Raw genomic sequence first — 16,909 nt, forward strand, 5'->3', positions numbered from 1 at the left:
CCCATGACGTCGTCCCGTGAGGACCGCATCGCGGCGCTGCCCGCTCACCTGCAGGAAGCGCTGCGCCGCCGGATGGCCGGAACGGCCGGCCGCGCGCCGGAGATCCCGGCCGCAGCCGACCGTTCCGGCCCCGTGCCCCTGTCGTCCGCGCAACGCAGGCTGTGGTTCTTCAGCCAGCTCCGTCCGGACGATCCCGAGTACAACAGCGCGTTCGCCTTGCGGTTGAACGGTGAGCTGGATGTCGCGGCGTTGGCGACGGCGTTGCGGTTGCTGGTCGCTCGGCATGAACCGTTGCGTACGACCTTCCAGGAGGTCGACGGCGAGCCCCGGCAGCTCGTTCAGCCGCCGTATGAGGTGGCGCTTCCGGTGGTGGATGCCGCGCCGGAGGACCTCGACGCTGTGCTGAAGGCGGAGTATTCGCGGCCGTTCGATCTCACGCACGGGCCGTTGCTGCGCGCGGTGCTCGTGCGCCTTGGCCTGGCTGAACACGTCCTGCTGGTGTGCGTGCACCACATCGCCACGGACGGCGCGTCGATGGGAGTGCTGACCGAAGAACTCGGCCTCCTCTACCGCGATGGCGAGCGCGCGGACCTGCCGCCGCAGCCGTTGCAATACGCGGATTTCGCACTGTGGCAGCACAATCGCCCGACTCGCGCGGCCGGGCTGGCGCATTGGACCCGGCAGCTGACCGGAGTTACGCCGCTGGAGTTGCCGACCGACCGTTCGCGCCCGGCCGCCCGCAGCACGGCCGGTGCGGTGCGCGAGTTCGGCGTCCCCGCGGACGTGGCCCGCCGGCTCGCGGACCTGGCGCGGACCTCGGAAACCACCCTGTTCACCGTGCTGTTCGCGGCCTGCCAGGCGCTGTTCGCGCGCTACACCGGCCAGGACGACATCGCGCTCGGCACCGTCGTCTCCGGCCGGGACCGTCCGGAGCTGGAGCGGGTCGTCGGATTCTTCGTCAACACCGTCGTCCTGCGTTCGGAAGTGGACCGGTCGGCGTCGTTCGCCGACCACCTGGCGGCGGCGCGGCAGACCGTTCTCGACGCTTTCGCCCACGATGACGTGCCGTTCGAGGAAGTGGTCGACGCCGTGCACGCGGGACGGGACTCCGGGCGCAACCCGTTGTTCGACGTCATGGTGCTGCTCCACAACGCCGCCGGAACCGGGCCGGTGTTCCCGGGGCTTTCCGTCGAACCGGCAGGGGTAGCGCGGGATTCGGCCAACTTCGACCTCACCGTCGAGTTCGAGGAATCCGACGGCCGCCTCGCCGGGCTCGTGGAGTACAGCACCGAACTGTTCGAGGTCGGGACGATCGACCGGCTGATCGCGCACCTGCTGCGGCTGCTGGCCGGGGTCGGCGCCGACCCGGGCCGCCGGATCGCCGACGTGGCACTGACCACCGAGACCGAGGAAGCCCAGCTGCTCGGCTGGCGCGGCCCGGTCATCGACGTCCCGGACGGCACCATCGTCGACCTCCTCGACCACCAGGCCAGGACCCGGCCGACGGCGACCGCGCTGGTCTGCGGCGACGTCCGGCTGAGCTTCGCCGAACTCGCCGCCCGCACCGACGTGCTCGCCGCGGATCTCGCCGGCCGGGGCGCCGGGCCGGACCGGGTGGTCGCCGTGCTGCTCCCGCGCTCGGCCGACGCGATCATCGCGCTGTTCGCCGTGCTCAAGGCCGGGGCGGTGCACCAGTCGATCGATCCCGGCCTCCCTGCCGAGCGGATCGAGGTGCTGCTGGCCGACACGAAGCCGGTGGTGGTGCTGGACCGCATCGGCGGGTTCACCGACGGTCCGCGCCCAGCCGCGCCGCGGCCGTCGGACGCCGCCTACGTCATCCACACCTCCGGTTCCACCGGCACGCCCAAGGGCGTCGTGGTGGAGCACGCGGCCCTGATGAACCTTCTGGTCAACCACCGCGCGGCGTTCGGCCGCGAGCGGTTGCGGGTGGCGCTCACGGCGTCGCTGTCGTTCGACACGTCGTGGGAAGGCCCGCTGCTGCTGGCGGACGGGCACGAGCTGCACCTGATCAGCGACGAAACCCGGCTCGACCCGGCCGCGCTGACCCGGTACGTCCGCGACGAGCGCATCGGCTTCCTCGACGTGACTCCGTCCTACCTGCGGCAATTGCTGCCCGCCGGACTGCTTGCCGGCGCGCAGCGTCCGGAGTTCCTGATGGTCGGCGGCGAGGCCGTCGGCGAGAGCCTGTGGCACGAACTGGCCGGATCCGGGGTAGCCGCCGGAAACTACTACGGTCCGACAGAGTCCACTGTGGACGCGACGTGGGCTCGGGTGACCGGAGACCGGCCGTCGATCGGCCGTCCACTCGGGAATGTCGGCGCATACGTCCTCGACGACCAGCTCCGGCTGGTCCCGGCCGGAGTCCCCGGCGAACTCTGCCTCACCGGAGCCCAGCTCGCGCGCGGCTACCTCGGTCGGCCGGGGCTGACTGCCGACCGGTTCGTCGCGAATCCCTTCGGTGCTCCCGGAACCCGTCTCTACCGGACCGGCGACCGCGCCCGCTGGACCGCCGATGGCCGGTTGGAGCACCTCGGCCGGACCGACGACCAGATCAAGGTCCGCGGCTTCCGCATCGAACCCGGCGAGGTCGAGACCGCCCTGCGTGCTCAGCCGGGGGTTGTCGACGCTGCCGTGGACGCGCGCGACGGCCGACTCGTCGCGTATGTCGTCGGCGAGCCCGCTGACTTGCGGAGCGGACTGGCCAAGGTGCTGCCCGCGCACTTGGTGCCGTCGGTGTTCGTGCACCTCGATCAGCTTCCGCTGACCCGGCACGGCAAACTGGACCGCCGGGCGCTCCCGGAACCGGAGATTTCCGCGTCAGCGCAGTACGTCGCCCCGCGAGACGAGCGGGAACAGCTCGTGACCGACGTCTGGGCCGAGGTGCTCGGCCTGGAACGCGTCGGCGTCGAAGACGATTTCTTCGCTCTCGGCGGCGATTCGCTGCTCGGCATCCGGGTGGTCGCGCGGCTGCGTGCCGAACTGGGCGCGGATGTCCCCGCCCGGCTCGTTTTCACCGCGCCGACCCCGGCGCTGCTGGCCGCACAGCTGCCCGCCGCGTCCGCGCCGCAGGAAGCGATCCCGCTCCTGCCTCGCGGCGACGGACCGTTCGAAGCACCGCTTTCCTTTGCCCAGCAACGACTCTGGTTCCTCGACGAATTCGACCCCGGCAGCGCCGAGTACGTCTCGCCGACCGCCCTGCGGCTGCGCGGCGACCTGGACGTGCCTGCGCTGAACCAGGCACTCACCGCGCTGGTGGCCCGCCACGAATCCCTGCGCACGACCTTCGCGACGGTCGACGGCCGCGGCGTGCAGATCGTCCACCCGCCGCACGCCGTCGATCTCCAGGCAGTGGACGGAGACCTGGACACCGCGCTGGCCGCCGCGACCGGACCGGTCGACCTGCACACCGGCCCGCTGCTGCGCGCCGCGCTCACCCGGCTCGGCCCCGACGACCACGTGCTCACGCTGGTGCTGCACCACATCGTCACCGACGGCTGGTCCTCGGGCGTCCTCCTGAGCGAACTCGCTGTCTTCTACGCCGCATTCACTCGCGGCGAGGAACCGGGACTGCCGCCGCTGCCCGTGCAATACGCCGATTACGCAGTCTGGCAACGAAACCGCACCGACTTCGACAGCCAGCTCAGCTACTGGCGGCACCGCCTCGCCGGTCTCGAACCGCTGGAGCTGCCCACCGACCGGCCTCGCCCGGCCGTCCGCACGAAGAACGGCGCGCTGCACGAGTTCAGCGTCCCGGTCGGCACCACCGCGCGGCTCGCGGAGCTGTCCCGCCAGCAGGGCAGCACGCTCTTCATGACCCTGCTCGCCGCCTGCCAGCTGCTGTTCGCGAGATGGTCCGGGCAGGACGACGTCGCGGTCGGCACCGTCGTCTCCGGCCGGGAACGCACCGAGCTGGAAGGCCTGATCGGCTTCTTCGCCAACACGCTCGTCCTGCGGTCCACTGTGGACTTGACCCGGGGGTTCGACGCTTTCCTCGGCGAAGTCCGCGAGACGGTGCTCGACGCGTTCGCGCACCAGGACGTGCCGTTCGACCGCGTCGTGGACGACGTCCAGCCCGAACGCGACCCCAGCCGCACCCCGTTGTGCCAGGTCATGGTCGTGCTGCACAACACCCCGGACGCCCGCCCGGCGCTGCCCGGGCTCGCCGTCGAGGAGGTCGCGCCGCCGATCGTGACCGCCGGATTCGACCTGGCGCTCCACTTCCAGCAGACCGCCGGGGGGCTCGACGCGGTCGTCAACTACAACACCGACCTGTTCGACGCGGCCACGATCGAACGGCTGAGCAGCTGGCTGCGCATCCTGCTGGCCGGAATCGCCGCTGCTCCGGGCCAGGCGCTCGGCCGGTTGCCGTGGATCACTGTCGACGAGCGCGACCGCGTCCTGTGGGAGTGGAACCCCACCGCCGTGGCGGCCCCGGAGCCGACGCTGCACCGGCTTTTCGCCGCGCAAGCCGCTCGCACCCCGCACGCCATCGCGGTGACCTGCGAAGGCGTCGAACTGACCTACCGCGAGCTGGACCGGCGGGCAAACCGCCTGGCGCACCGGCTGATCGCCGAGGGCGCCGGACCGGAACGGCTGGTGGCCTTGCGGCTGTCGCGTTCGGCCGACCTGGTGGTCGGAATCCTCGCGGTGCTGAAGTCCGGCGCGGGATATCTGCCGATCGACCCGGACTACCCGCCCGCGCGGATCGAGGCGATGCTGGCCGACGCGCAGCCGGTGTGCGTCGTGGACACTGTCGCGGCGGACGGCCTGCCGGACACCGATCCCGGGGTGCGGGTCCGTCCGGAGAACACCGCGTACGTCATCTACACCTCTGGCTCCACCGGCGTGCCCAAGGGCGTCCTCGTCCCGCACGCGAACGTGACCCGGCTGTTCTCCTCGACCGACCACTGGTTCGGCTTCGGCGACCAGGATGTCTGGACGCTCTTCCACTCCTACGCGTTCGACTTCTCGGTGTGGGAGCTGTGGGGCGCGTTGCTGCACGGCGGCCGCCTCGTGGTGGTTCCGTCCGACACGGTTCGCTCGCCGGAGGAATTCCTCGCCCTGCTGGCCGAGCAGCGGGTGACCGTGCTCAACCAGACGCCGTCGGCGTTCTACCGGCTCGGCGCGCTGCCATCCGCGCCGTTGAGCCTGCGGTACGTGATCTTCGGCGGCGAGGCCCTCGATCCGGTGCGCCTGGAGGAATGGCGACGGCGGCATCCGGACGGACCGCAGCTGATCAACATGTACGGCATCACCGAGACCACCGTGCACGTGACGTATCGCGTACTCGACGACCGCGCCACCGTAGGCGTGCCGATCCCGGACCTGCGCGCCTACGTCCTGGACGCCTGCCTCGAACCGGTGCCACCCGGCGTCACCGGGGAGCTGTACGTCGCGGGCGCGGGCCTGGCGCGCGGCTACCTGAACCGGCCCGGACTGACCGCGTCCCGGTTCGTCGCGGACCCGTTCGGCGCGCCGGGCACCCGGATGTACCGCGCCGGCGACCTGTTGTGCTGGACCGCGGACGGCGAACTCGCCTACCGCGGCCGGGCCGATCACCAGGTCAAGATCCGCGGTTTCCGCATCGAACTGGGCGAAGTCGAGGCGGCGCTGTCCGCGCATCCGGACGTGACCGGCGCGGTGGCGGTCGCGCACGGCACCGGGGATGCCCGGCGGCTGGTCGCGTATCTGACGGGCACGGTGCCGGGGACCACGGTGCTGCGCGAGTACCTTGCCCGCTCGCTGCCCGCGCACATGATCCCGGCGGTGTTCGTCGCGCTGGACGAACTGCCGCTCAACGCGAACGGCAAGCTCGACCACCGCGCACTTCCCGCACCCGGCGCGCGTGTCGAAAACCGTTACGTGGCACCGCGTACCGAGATCGAGACCGTGCTGGCCGAGGTCTGGTCAACAGTGCTCGGAGTCGACCAGGTCGGCGTCGAGGACAACTTCTTCGGCCTCGGCGGCGATTCGATCCTGAGCATCCAGGTCGTGTCCCGCGCCCGCCAGGCCGGGCTGACACTGACGTCCAAAGATCTGTTCCAGCACCAGACCATCGCGGAACTGGGCCGCGTCGTCACCACCGGCGGCCCGGTCGCGCCAGTGCCGGAGCAGACCGGACCCGCGCCGCTCGGGCCGATCCAGTCGTGGCTGTTCGAGCATCTGGCCGAGCCGTGGCGGCTGACCATGTCTGTCCACCTTGTCCTGTCCGCAGTGGACGTTTCACGCCTTACCGCCGCGATCGCTGAGGTCACCGCCCATCACGCCGCCTTGCGGATGCGGTTCTCTCGTGCAGAGGGAAGCTGGCAGCAGGAACCAATTGCCACGGAACCGGCGGACATCCTGCGACACGCCGATCTGTCCGAAGTGGACGATGTGGTCGCGGCAATGCATGAAGAGGCAGTGTGTGCACAGACCTCTTTGGACATCGTCAACGGCCCGGTGTGGCGCGCGGTCCTGTTCACTTTCCGGGACCGCTCGCCGCAGCTGTTCCTCACCGCGCACCACCTCGTCATGGACGGCGTCTCCTGGCGCGTCGTGCTGGGCGACCTGGAACGGGCCTACCAGGGCGAGCCGCTGGAACCGACCGGCAGCTCGTTCACGCATTGGGCTCGGACGCTCGCCGATCACGTCCGCACCGGCGGGCTCGACGGCGAGGCCGAGTACTGGGCGAGTGTGCTGCGCGGCGTCGACACCGAGCTTCCGGTCGACCGTTCCGGGCGCAACACCGCGGAGTCGGCGTGCTCGGTGTCGGTTTCCCTTGACCGGGTTGAAACTTCCGCGCTCCTGCAGGACGTGCCCGGCGCGTACCGGACCGAGGTCAACGACGTCCTGCTGAGCGCCCTCGCCCGCGTGCTGGCGCGCTGGACGGGCCGGTCCCAGGTCGTGCTCGAGATGGAAGGCCACGGCCGCGAGGACGTCGCCGCACCGCTCGACCTGTCCCGGACGATCGGCTGGTTCACCGCGCAGTACCCGGTCGCGCTGACCGTCCCCGGCGACGGCTGGGACACGATCCTCAAGTCAGTCAAGGAACAGCTGCGCGCCATCCCGAACAAGGGCGTCGGCTACGAAGCACTGCGCTACTTGACCGAGTCCCCGCTCCGGAATGACCCGACCCCGCAGATCTCGTTCAACTACCACGGCCGCTGGGACGTCGGGACCGCCGAGGACGGGCTTTACCAGGGTCGCGGGGAAAGCCTCGGCCACGATTCCGCGCCGGACAGCGTCCGCCCGTGCCTGCTGGACGTCGTCGGCGTGGTCGAATCCGGCGAACTGCACCTGACCTGGGAGTACTCGGAAGAGGTGCACGCGGAGGAGACCGTTCGCGGCCTGGCCGAGGCGACCGTCGAAGCGCTGCGGGAAATCATCGCGCACTGCGCCTCGGCCAGCGGCCGCACGCCGTCGGACTTCCCGCTGGCCCGGCTCGACCAGGCCACGGTGGACCGGCTCGCCGGGGACGGCCGCGAGGTCGAGGACATCTACCCGCTGACCGCACTGCAGGCGGGCATGGTGTTCCACAGCCTGGTCGACAGCGGTTCGAGCGCGTACTTCGACCAGTTCCGGCTGCGGCTGGGCGGAATCCGGGACCCGCACGCGCTCGCCGAGGCCTGGCAGCGGATGGCGGACCGGACGCCGATCCTGCGCAGCAGCACGGTGTGGGACGGCGTGGACGAGCCGGTGCAGCGCGTCCATCGCGGGGTCCGGGTCCCGGTCGGGCAGCACGACTGGCGCGGCCTCGCTCCGGAAGCGCAGCAGGCCGAGCTAGCGAAACTGCTCGAAGCCGACCTGGCCGCGGGCATGGACCTGACCACGCCGCCGTTGATGCGCCTGGAGATCGCGCGGCTGACCGACGACGAGGTGCAGCTGCTCTGGACCTCGCACCACGTCCTGCTCGACGGCTGGAGTGCCGCCCAGGTCTTCGGCGAAGTATGCGAGCAGTACACGGCGATCGTCGAAGGCACACCAGCAAAACTGACGCCGCGCCGGCCGTTCCGCGACTACCTCGCGTGGCTGGCCGCGCAGGACCGGGCCGCGGCTGAGGAGCATTGGCGCGAGGTGCTCGACGGTTTCGCCGCGCCGACACCGCTGCCGTACGACCGCCGTCCCCGCGAGGCGCACCGTGCGGAATCCGGGGCGACGCTGCTGGTCGAGCTGTCCGCAGAGGAGTCGGCGGAGCTGCGCGAGATGGCGAAAACCGCCGCGCTGACGGTCAACTCGGTCGTGCAGGGAGCGTGGGCGCTGCTGCTCGCGCGCTACAGCGGCGAGCCGGATGTCTTGTTCGGCACCACGGTTTCCGGACGCCCGCCGGAATTGCCCGGCGTCGAAGCGATGATCGGGATGTTCATCAACACCGTCCCGACGCGGGTCGAAGTCCGGAATGGACAGTCGGCCGCCGAATGGCTGCGCGCGATCCAGGCCGAGCAGGCGGACGCGCGCCGGTACGACTTCCTGGCGCTCTCGCAACTGCAGACCTTCACCGGGGTGCCGGCGGGCGCGGCGTTGTTCGACAGCGTGGTGGTCTTCGAGAACTACCCGATCGAAGACAGCGGGCAGGACGGCGTCCGGGTGCTGGACGTCGAATCGCTGGACACCACCAGCTACCCGCTGAACCTCACCGCCTACCTCCACGACCGGCTCGGGCTCGAACTGTCCTACGACCCGAAGCTGTTCGACGAATCCACCGCGCAGCGGTTGGCCGCGCACCTCGCCCAGCTGGTGCGGGCGATCGCCGCCGACCCGGAGCGTCGCGTCGGCTCGCTCTCGCCGCTCACCGCTGACGAGCGAAGCCAGGTGCTGGCCCTGGGCCACGGCGATTCCGCCGATCTCCCGGCGGAGACGGTGCTGGACGTGTTCGACGCGACCGTTGCGCGAATGCCGCACGAGACCGCGCTGGTCTTTCACGACACCGTCCTGGACTTCGCGGAGGTCGACGCTCGCGCGACACAACTGGCGGAAGAGCTGATCGAGCGGGGCGCTGGGCCGGAGCGGGTGGTGGCGGTCATGTTGCCGCGCTCGGCCGAGGCAGTGATCGCGTTCCTGGCGATTTTCAAGGCAGGCGCGGTGTATTTGCCGATCGACGCGGACCTGCCGGAGGAACGCGTCCGCTTCCTGCTGAACGACGCGCGCCCGGTGGTCGTGCTGGGCAGGCCGGACGAGAGTTACGCGCCGCCAGCACCGGTTTCGAAGCGACCGGACGCGGACACCGCCGCGTACGTCATCTACACCTCGGGCTCGACCGGTACGCCGAAGGGCGTCGTGGTGGAGCACCGCGCGCTGGTGAACCTGCTGGTCGCGCACCGGGCGATCTTTCTCGACCGCGGCCGGGAACGGGCGGCGCTCACCGCGTCGCTGGCCTTCGACGCGTCCTGGGAACCGTTGCTGGCCATGATCGACGGCCACGAGCTGCACGTGCTGGACGACGACACCCGGCTCGACCCGCTCGCCCTGGTCCGCGAGGTCCGCGCGCACGGCCTCAACCTGCTCGACCTCACCCCGGCCTACCTCCAGCAGCTGCTGGACGCCGGGCTGGCGACCGGCGAAGTCCGGCCGCGCACGGTGATCACCGGCGGCGAGGCGGCCACCGAAACGCTGTGGAAGCAGCTGGCCGCCGCGGACGTCACCGGGCACAACTACTACGGCCCGACGGAAGCGACCGTCGACTCGATCCACGCGCCCGTGGTCGGGGACCAGCCGCTGATCGGCCGTCCGCTGACGAACTTCCGCGCGTACGTCCTCGGCGACACCGGCGAACCCGTGCCGCCCGGACTGCCCGGCGAACTGTTCCTCGCCGGACCGCAGCTCGCGCGCGGCTACCTCGGCCGGCCGGGGCTGACCGCGGACCGGTTCGTCGCCGATCCGTTCGGCCCGCCGGGGGAGCGGATGTACCGCACCGGCGACCAGGTCCGCTGGACCGCCGAAGGCTCGCTCGACTACCTCGGCCGCGTCGACGACCAGGTCAAGATCCGCGGCTTCCGGGTCGAGCCAGGGGAGATCGAGACCGTCTTGCGGCGGCATCCGGCGATTGCCGACGTCACTGTCATCGCTCGTGAAGGCCGCCTTGTCGCGTACGTCGTCGGCGAAGCGCAAGGCCTGCGCGAGTGGACCCGCGAACGGCTGCCGGAGCACCTGGTCCCGTCGGCGTTCGTGTCGCTGGAGGCGCTTCCGCTCAACCGGAACGGCAAGCTCGACCGCCGTGCGCTGCCCGCTCCCGGACGCGCCGGAACCGCCGAGTACGTCGCGCCGCGGACCGCCGCCGAACAGCGGCTGGCCGCGATCTGGGCCGACGTCCTCGGAATCGACCGCGTGGGGGCCGACGACAGTTTCTTCGAACTCGGCGGCGATTCGATCCTCAGCATGCGGATCACCTCGCGGGTGCGCGCGGAGTTCGGTGTCGAAGTGTCGCCGCGGATGCTCTTCTCCGCACCGACGCTCAGCGAGTTCTCCGCCGAACTCCCTGCCCAGCAGGCGGATGCGGAGGCGATCCCGGTCGTCGCCCGCGACGGTGTGCTGCCGTTGTCGTTCGCGCAGCAACGGTTGTGGTTCCTGGACGAATTCGAGCCTGGCGGCCGAGAATATATCTCGCCCAGCGCATTGCGCTTGCGCGGTGAACTCAACCTCGATGCGTTGCGGCAGGCCCTGAACACGGTCGTCGCCCGGCACGAATCGCTCCGCACCACCTTTGACGCGATCGAAGGCCATCCCGTTCAGATCGTCCACGAGCCCGCGCCGGTCGAGCTCCCGGTGGCGGACTTCGACGAGGCGGTGCTGGTCCGCGAAGCGCTCCGGCCGTTCGACCTGCGCACCGGTCCGCTGCTGCGCGCCCGGCTGTTCCGGGAGGAGTCCGGCGACCACGTCCTGCTGCTGGTGCTGCACCACATCGTCACCGACGGCTGGTCGGCCGGAGTGTTGGCCGCTGAACTGGACACCTGCTACTCCGCCTATGTCCGCGGCGAGGAGCCGCAGCTGCCCGCGCTGCCGGTGCAGTACGCGGATTTCGCCGCCTGGCAACGGGATTTCCTCGACAGCCCCGACCTCGACGAGCAGCTCGACCACTGGCGGGACCGGCTCGCCGGCCTCGCGCCGCTCGAACTGCCCACCGACCGGCCGCGTCCCGCGGTGCGCACGAGCGAGGGGGACTGGTTCGGCTTCGACATCCCCGCCGAGGTCGCCGCGAACCTCCGCGAACTCGCGGGCGCGCAGCACGGGACGCTGTTCATGACGCTGGTCGCGGCTTTCCAGGTCGTGCTGGCACGGTGGTGCGGGCAGGAGGACATCGCGGTCGGCACGGTGGCCGCCGGCCGCGAACGGGCCGAGCTGGAACGCTTGATCGGCTTCTTCGTCAACACTCTCGTCCTTCGGTCCACAGTGGACTCAAGCGGCTCCTTCCGCGATTTGCTCGGCAAGGTGCGCGACACGGTGCTCGACGCGTTCGCCCACCAGGACGTGCCTTTCGAACGCGTGGTGGACGCCGCGCAGCCAGTCCGCGATCCGAGCCGGACGCCGCTGTTCCAGGCGATGGTGGTGCTGCAGAACACCGGCGACCGTCCGGGCGGCGGTTCGTTGGTCGCTGAGGAAGTCGCCCTGCCCGCGACGAGCGCGACGTTCGACCTGCTCGCGCAATTCGAGGAGGACGGCGGGTCGCTGCATGCCGCGATCAACTACGCCACCGGCTTGTTCGACGCAGCGACGATCGAACGGCTCGCCGAGCGGTTGCTGACCGCGTTGACCGTTCTCGCCGCTCAGCCGGACGAGCCGATGGCTTCCCTGCCGCTGCTGCCGCAGTCCGAAGTGGACCAGTTGCGGCGGTGGAACAACACCGCCGCGGCGGTCCAGACGGAGTCCCTGGCAGAGCTGGTCGAAGCACAGGCCGCGCGGACGCCCGACGCCCCGGCATTGCTGTCTTCCAGTGGAGAAATCACCTTTGCCGAGCTGAACGCGCGAGCGAACCAGCTGGCCCGGCTGCTGGTCGACCGGGGCGCTGGTGCGGAACGGATCGTCGCCGTCCGGCTGCCGCGTTCGACCGCGCTCGTCGTCGCCGAGCTGGCGATTTCCAAGACCGGCGCCGCGTTCCTCCCCGTCGACCCGGGCTATCCCGCCGAGCGCATCGAGTTCATGCTGCGCGACGCCGATCCGGTCCTGGTCGTGGACGAAGAACTCGATGCCGCCGAGTATTCGGACACGAACCTCGGTCTCCTGGTGGACCCGTCGCAACCGGCGTACGTGATCTACACGTCCGGTTCGACCGGGCAGCCGAAGGGCGTCGTGGTGCCGAACGCCGGTCTGGCGTCGTTCTCCGCCGCCGAGATCGAGCATTTCCAGATCCGGCCGGGCGACCGGGTGCTGGCGTTCAGCTCGCCGAGCTTCGACGCGGCGGTGTCCGAACTCTGCACGTCGCTGCCCGCCGGCGCCGCGCTCGTCGTGCCGCCGGAGGGGCCGCTGCTGGGCGCGCACCTGGCCGAAGTCGTGGCGGAGAACCGGGTGACGCAGGCAGTGCTCCCGCCGGTCGCGCTGGCGACCGTGCCCGATGTGCCGCTGCCGGACCTGCGCACCGTCGTCGTGGCCGGTGACGTCTGCCCGGCCGAGCTGGTCGCCCGCTGGGCGCCGGGGCGGCGGATGATCAACGCGTACGGGCCCACCGAGTGCACGGTCGCGGTCTCGTGGAGCGAACCGCTGTCGCCGGGCGGCCCGCCGCCGATCGGCAAACCGACCCGCAACACCGAGACGTACGTGCTGGACGCCGGACTGCGCCAGGTGCCGATCGGCTCGACCGGTGAGCTGTACGTCCGCAGCGCCGGGCTGGCCCGCGGATACCTGTCCCGGCCCGGCCTGACCGCGGACCGGTTCGTGGCGAACCCCTTCGGCCCGCCGGGATCGCGGATGTACCGCACCGGCGACGTCGTCCGGCAGACGGCGGCGGGAGACCTGGAATTCGCCGGACGCGTGGACCACCAGGTCAAGATCCGCGGCTTCCGCGTCGAACTGGGCGAGATCGAGGCGGCGCTGCGGCGGCATCCGGGCGTGCGCGATGCCGTCGTGGTGGCTCGGGAAGCAAGCGGGCACAAGCGGTTGGTCGCCTATGTGGTCGGCGAAACCGCTCAGCTGCGCACTTTCCTGGGCGAGATGCTGCCGGACTACCTGGTGCCGTCGGTGTTCGTGCCGCTCGACGAGATTCCGGTGAGCCCGAACGGGAAGATCGACCGCGCCGCGCTTCCGGAGCCGGACCTGTCGCAGCTGCAGACCGCCGAGTACGTCGCTCCGAGCACCGAGCTGGAGGAACTGCTGGCGAACGTCTGGGCCGAGGTGCTCGGGATCCCGCGGGTCGGCGCAGGAGACAACTTCTTCGAACTCGGCGGCGATTCGCTGCTCAGCATCCAGGTCGTGCACCGTGCCCGGCAGGCCGGTCTGGCTATGCGCTCGAAAGACCTGTTCACGCACCAGACGGTCGCGGAGCTGGCGAGCGTGGTCCAGCCTGCCGATGCGGTCGAGGAGGATCGCGAAGCCGTGGTCGGGGAGGTTCCGCTGACGCCGATCCAGCGGTGGTTCCTGGATGCGTCGCCGGTGAATCCCGCGCACTTCAACCAGTCTGTGCTGATCGAGCTGAACGGCCCGGTGGACGAGGAGGTCCTGCGGCAGGCGATCGATGCGCTGGTGGCTCAGCACGACGCGCTGCGCCTGCGGTTCGAGCAGACTGCCGACGGGTGGATTCAGCACAACGACCCCGTGGATTCCGGTTCGGTGCTGCGACGAGTGTCCACAGTGGACCTGGAGCGCGCGGCCGATGATGCGCAGGCGAGCTTCGACCTGGCCCGGCCGCCGCATCTGCGGGCGCTTTTGTCGGATGCCGCTGAGAATCCGCTGCTCTTCCTGGTCGCGCACCACCTGGTCGTGGACGCCGTCTCGTGGGGCATCCTGCTGGAGGATCTGGAGCGGGCCTACCGGCAGATCGAAGCCGGGGAGAAGCCCGACCTTGGCCCGAAGACGACGTCGTTCCGGGACTGGGCGCGGCGGTTGCGGGAGTTCGCCGAATCCGGGGCGCTGGACGGCGAACGCGCGCATTGGGCTCGGGAGCTGCCCGGGTGCCGGATTCCGGTGGATCGGGTGGGTGCTGCTCCCGAGCCACAGGACCTGGTGACCATTCGCGTGGACGAGCGGGATACCGATGCCCTGCTGCACCTCGCTCCCGGTGCTTATCGGACTCGGATCAACGACGTGCTGCTGACCGCGCTGGCCTGGACCTTGACGCGCTGGACCGGCGAGTCCGCGGTGGCTGTCGACCTCGAAGGCCACGGGCGGGAGGAAATCCTGGACGACGTCGACCTGACCCGGACGGTCGGGTGGTTCACGACGCTGTTCCCGGTCGCTCTGGAAGTCGATCCTGCCGCGAGCTGGCGGCAGTTGGTGAAGTCGGTCCGGCGGCAGTTGCGGGCGGTGCCGGGGAACGGGTTCGGACACGGGGTTCTGCGGTCCTTCCGCTTCCCCGATCTGGGCCGGTCCGCTCCGCGAGTCGCGTTCAACTACCTGGGACAGGGCGAGAACACCGGGACCGGGGACGGGCTGTTCCTGCGCTCGCTCCCGCCGCTGGGGCGGGACCAGGATCCGGCCAACCGGTCGCTGCACGCGCTCGAGGTGGTGGGCGGAGTGCGGGAGGGGCAGTTGGAGTTCTCGTGGTTCTACCAGCCGGATCAGCACACACGGGAGACAGTGTCGGGGGTGGCTCGCGGATTCGCGGACGCGTTGCGGGCCATCGCGGCGGATTGCCGGGGTGACGAGGCATGAGCTGGGATGCGGGGAAGCGGGCCTGCTGTCCGCTGCGGGACGGCCTGGTGGGTCCCGATCGGGCGGTGCACGGGTGCCTCTTGGCTGATCGTTGCGGGCTGCCGGAGGAGAGGCGCATGAGCGGGGCTCGGTGCCATCGCGGGCTTTGTTCGGTGCGGAGCGGCCCTGCGAGTTCCGATCGGGTGGTGCGCGGGTCTCTCGTGGGTGATCGCGGGCTTTGTTCGGTGCGGAGCGGCCCTGCGAGTTCCGATCGGGTGGTGCGCGGGTCTCTCGTGGGCGATCGCGGGCTTTGTTCGCTGCGGAGCGGCCCTGCGAGTTCCGATCGCGCGGTTCGCGGGGGCCTCGCGAGCGATCGCGGCCAAGGATTGGGGGCTCGGGGCATCAGCGAGAGTCCGCGCAATCGCCGCCGCCGGCAGGCGAGCCGGGCGGCCTCTGAGGCTCGATTCGGCAGCACCGCGGCCGGTGTCGCGGGTGCGTCGCGAGCAGCAGCCGGTAGGGGAGGCGGGGCATGAGCGGGATCGTGGGCAATCGCGACTACCGGTTTCTCTGGACTGGCCAGGTCGTCTCCGAAGCCGGGTTCAGCACGACCACCATCGCGTTTCCCTTGCTGGTTCTGGCGCTCACCGGGTCGGCGGCGCAGTCCGGGCTCGTGCTGGGAGCCGTGGCGATCAGCCAGCTCGTCGCCGGGTTGCCTGCCGGCGCGTTGGTGGATCGGTGGCCTCGCAAGCGGATCATGCTGTGGTGCGAGGCCGCGCAGGCGGTCGCGGCGGGCGGGTTGGTGCTCGCGTTGTACTGGGGCGTCGCGGAGGTGTGGATGCTCGTTGCGGCGGCCATCGTGATGGGGCTCAGCCGGGCGTTGTTCGAGCCCGCGGAGGAAGCCAGTCTGCCTCGGTTGGTGGCGGAGGAACAGGTGCCGTCCGCGGTGGCGATGAACGCTGCGCGGACTAGTGCGGGGCAGTTGTCCGGGAATGCGCTGGGCGGATTTCTTTTCGCGGTGGGGCGGGTTATTCCATTCCTCTTCGACCTGGTCGCGCATGTGTTCGCGTTTGTGTCGCTGCTGTTCGTGCGGTTGCCCCGGCAGGCCGAGCGGGCGGAGGACGCGCCGCCGAAGCATCTGGGGCGGGAGATCGTCGAGGGGCTTCGGTGGGTGTGGTCGCGGCCAGCGCTGCGGGCTACTGTGGCTTGTGTCGTCAGTTTGAATCTGTTCTTTTCCGCTTATTACCTCGTGATCATCGTGCTGGCCAACGAGCGGGGGGTTCCGGCCGGGGAGATCGGCGTGATGGCGGCGATGCTGGGGGCCGGGGGGATTCTCGGGTCGCTGGCCGCGCCGTACCTGCATCGGTGGCTCAGCGCGTACGGGCTGGTTATCGGGGTGTTCTGGGCGTTGACCGTGCTGACGCCGCTTGCCGTGTTAGTCCACAATGGATATGTGATGGGCGCGCTCTTCGCGGCTATTGCGTTTTTGCCACCGGCTGCCAATACTGCTATTGCTACTTATCAGTTGTTGTCCACTCCGGACGGGTTGCGGGGGCGGCTCGGCGGGGTGCTGGGGGTGACCGGCGGGTTGGCCGCGGCGGCCGGGCCCGCGTTGGGCGGGTGGCTGGTCGAGGCGTTGCCTGCCGTGTCCGCGGTGCTGGCTTGTACCGGGTCGATTGCCGTGGTCACTCTTTTAAGTACGTTTAGCGGGACTTTGCGCGGGTTGCCTGCCGCGCCTCGGGTTCGGGAGCTTGAAGAGACTTCTGGTCAGTGACGGAGAAAGGGAATTTCTGATGGACGACGCTGCTGTGTTTCAGGTTTTGGTCAATGAGGAGGAGCAGTATTCGCTGTGGCCCGCGGACAAGGAGGTGCCGGCCGGGTGGCGGGCCGACGGGGTCCGGGGGAGCCGGGAGGAGTGCATGAAGCACGTGGACGAGGTGTGGACGGATATGCGGCCTCGGTCGCTTCGGGAGCGGATGGCGGCTGAGTAAGTTCGGCTCGTCGCCTGGCGGCTGAGTAATCGGCTCGTCGCCTGGCGGCGACATTGCCGTGTTTGTTGCGTGGGGCACCCCGAAGCTGAGTGTGACTACGGCGCGGGGGTGCTTGTCAAGGCGGGAAAGATGCCTTGACATGCACG

Annotated in this window: 3 protein-coding genes; all 3 read left to right on the forward strand. The window is 70.3% G+C overall.

Going from position 1 to position 16,909, the window contains the following annotated elements; translation table 11 throughout:
* The first annotated feature begins 3 nt into the window (after positions 1 to 3).
* The 3 genes from ACWDNU_RS16435 to ACWDNU_RS16445 all read left to right on the forward strand — a co-directional run bounded on the left by ACWDNU_RS16435 (position 4) and on the right by ACWDNU_RS16445 (position 16,763).
* Complete coding sequence (locus tag ACWDNU_RS16435) at positions 4 to 14,796, forward strand: non-ribosomal peptide synthase/polyketide synthase (protein WP_449669440.1); 14,793 nt, start codon at positions 4 to 6, stop codon at positions 14,794 to 14,796.
* Between the two features lie 508 nt (positions 14,797 to 15,304).
* The gene (locus ACWDNU_RS16440; RefSeq protein ID WP_449669441.1) at positions 15,305 to 16,546 is read left to right on the forward strand and encodes an MFS transporter; all 1,242 of its coding nucleotides are present in this window, start codon (positions 15,305 to 15,307) and stop codon (positions 16,544 to 16,546) included.
* Between the two features lie 19 nt (positions 16,547 to 16,565).
* Entirely contained in the window at positions 16,566 to 16,763 is a 198-nt protein-coding gene (locus ACWDNU_RS16445) for an MbtH family protein (protein WP_370937942.1), read from the forward strand.
* Positions 16,764 to 16,909: the final 146 nt, after the last annotated feature.

The organism is Amycolatopsis sp. NPDC003676 (assembly GCF_053587275.1).

What these genes read in the sequence shown, in the direction of transcription:
- ACWDNU_RS16440 (WP_449669441.1), top strand. Translation starts at nt 15,305, where the DNA reads ATGAGCGGGATCGTGGGCAATCGCGACTACCGGTTTCTCTGGACTGGC.
- ACWDNU_RS16445 (WP_370937942.1), top strand. Translation starts at nt 16,566, where the DNA reads ATGGACGACGCTGCTGTGTTTCAGGTTTTGGTCAATGAGGAGGAGCAG.
- ACWDNU_RS16435 (WP_449669440.1), top strand. Translation starts at nt 4, where the DNA reads ATGACGTCGTCCCGTGAGGACCGCATCGCGGCGCTGCCCGCTCACCTG.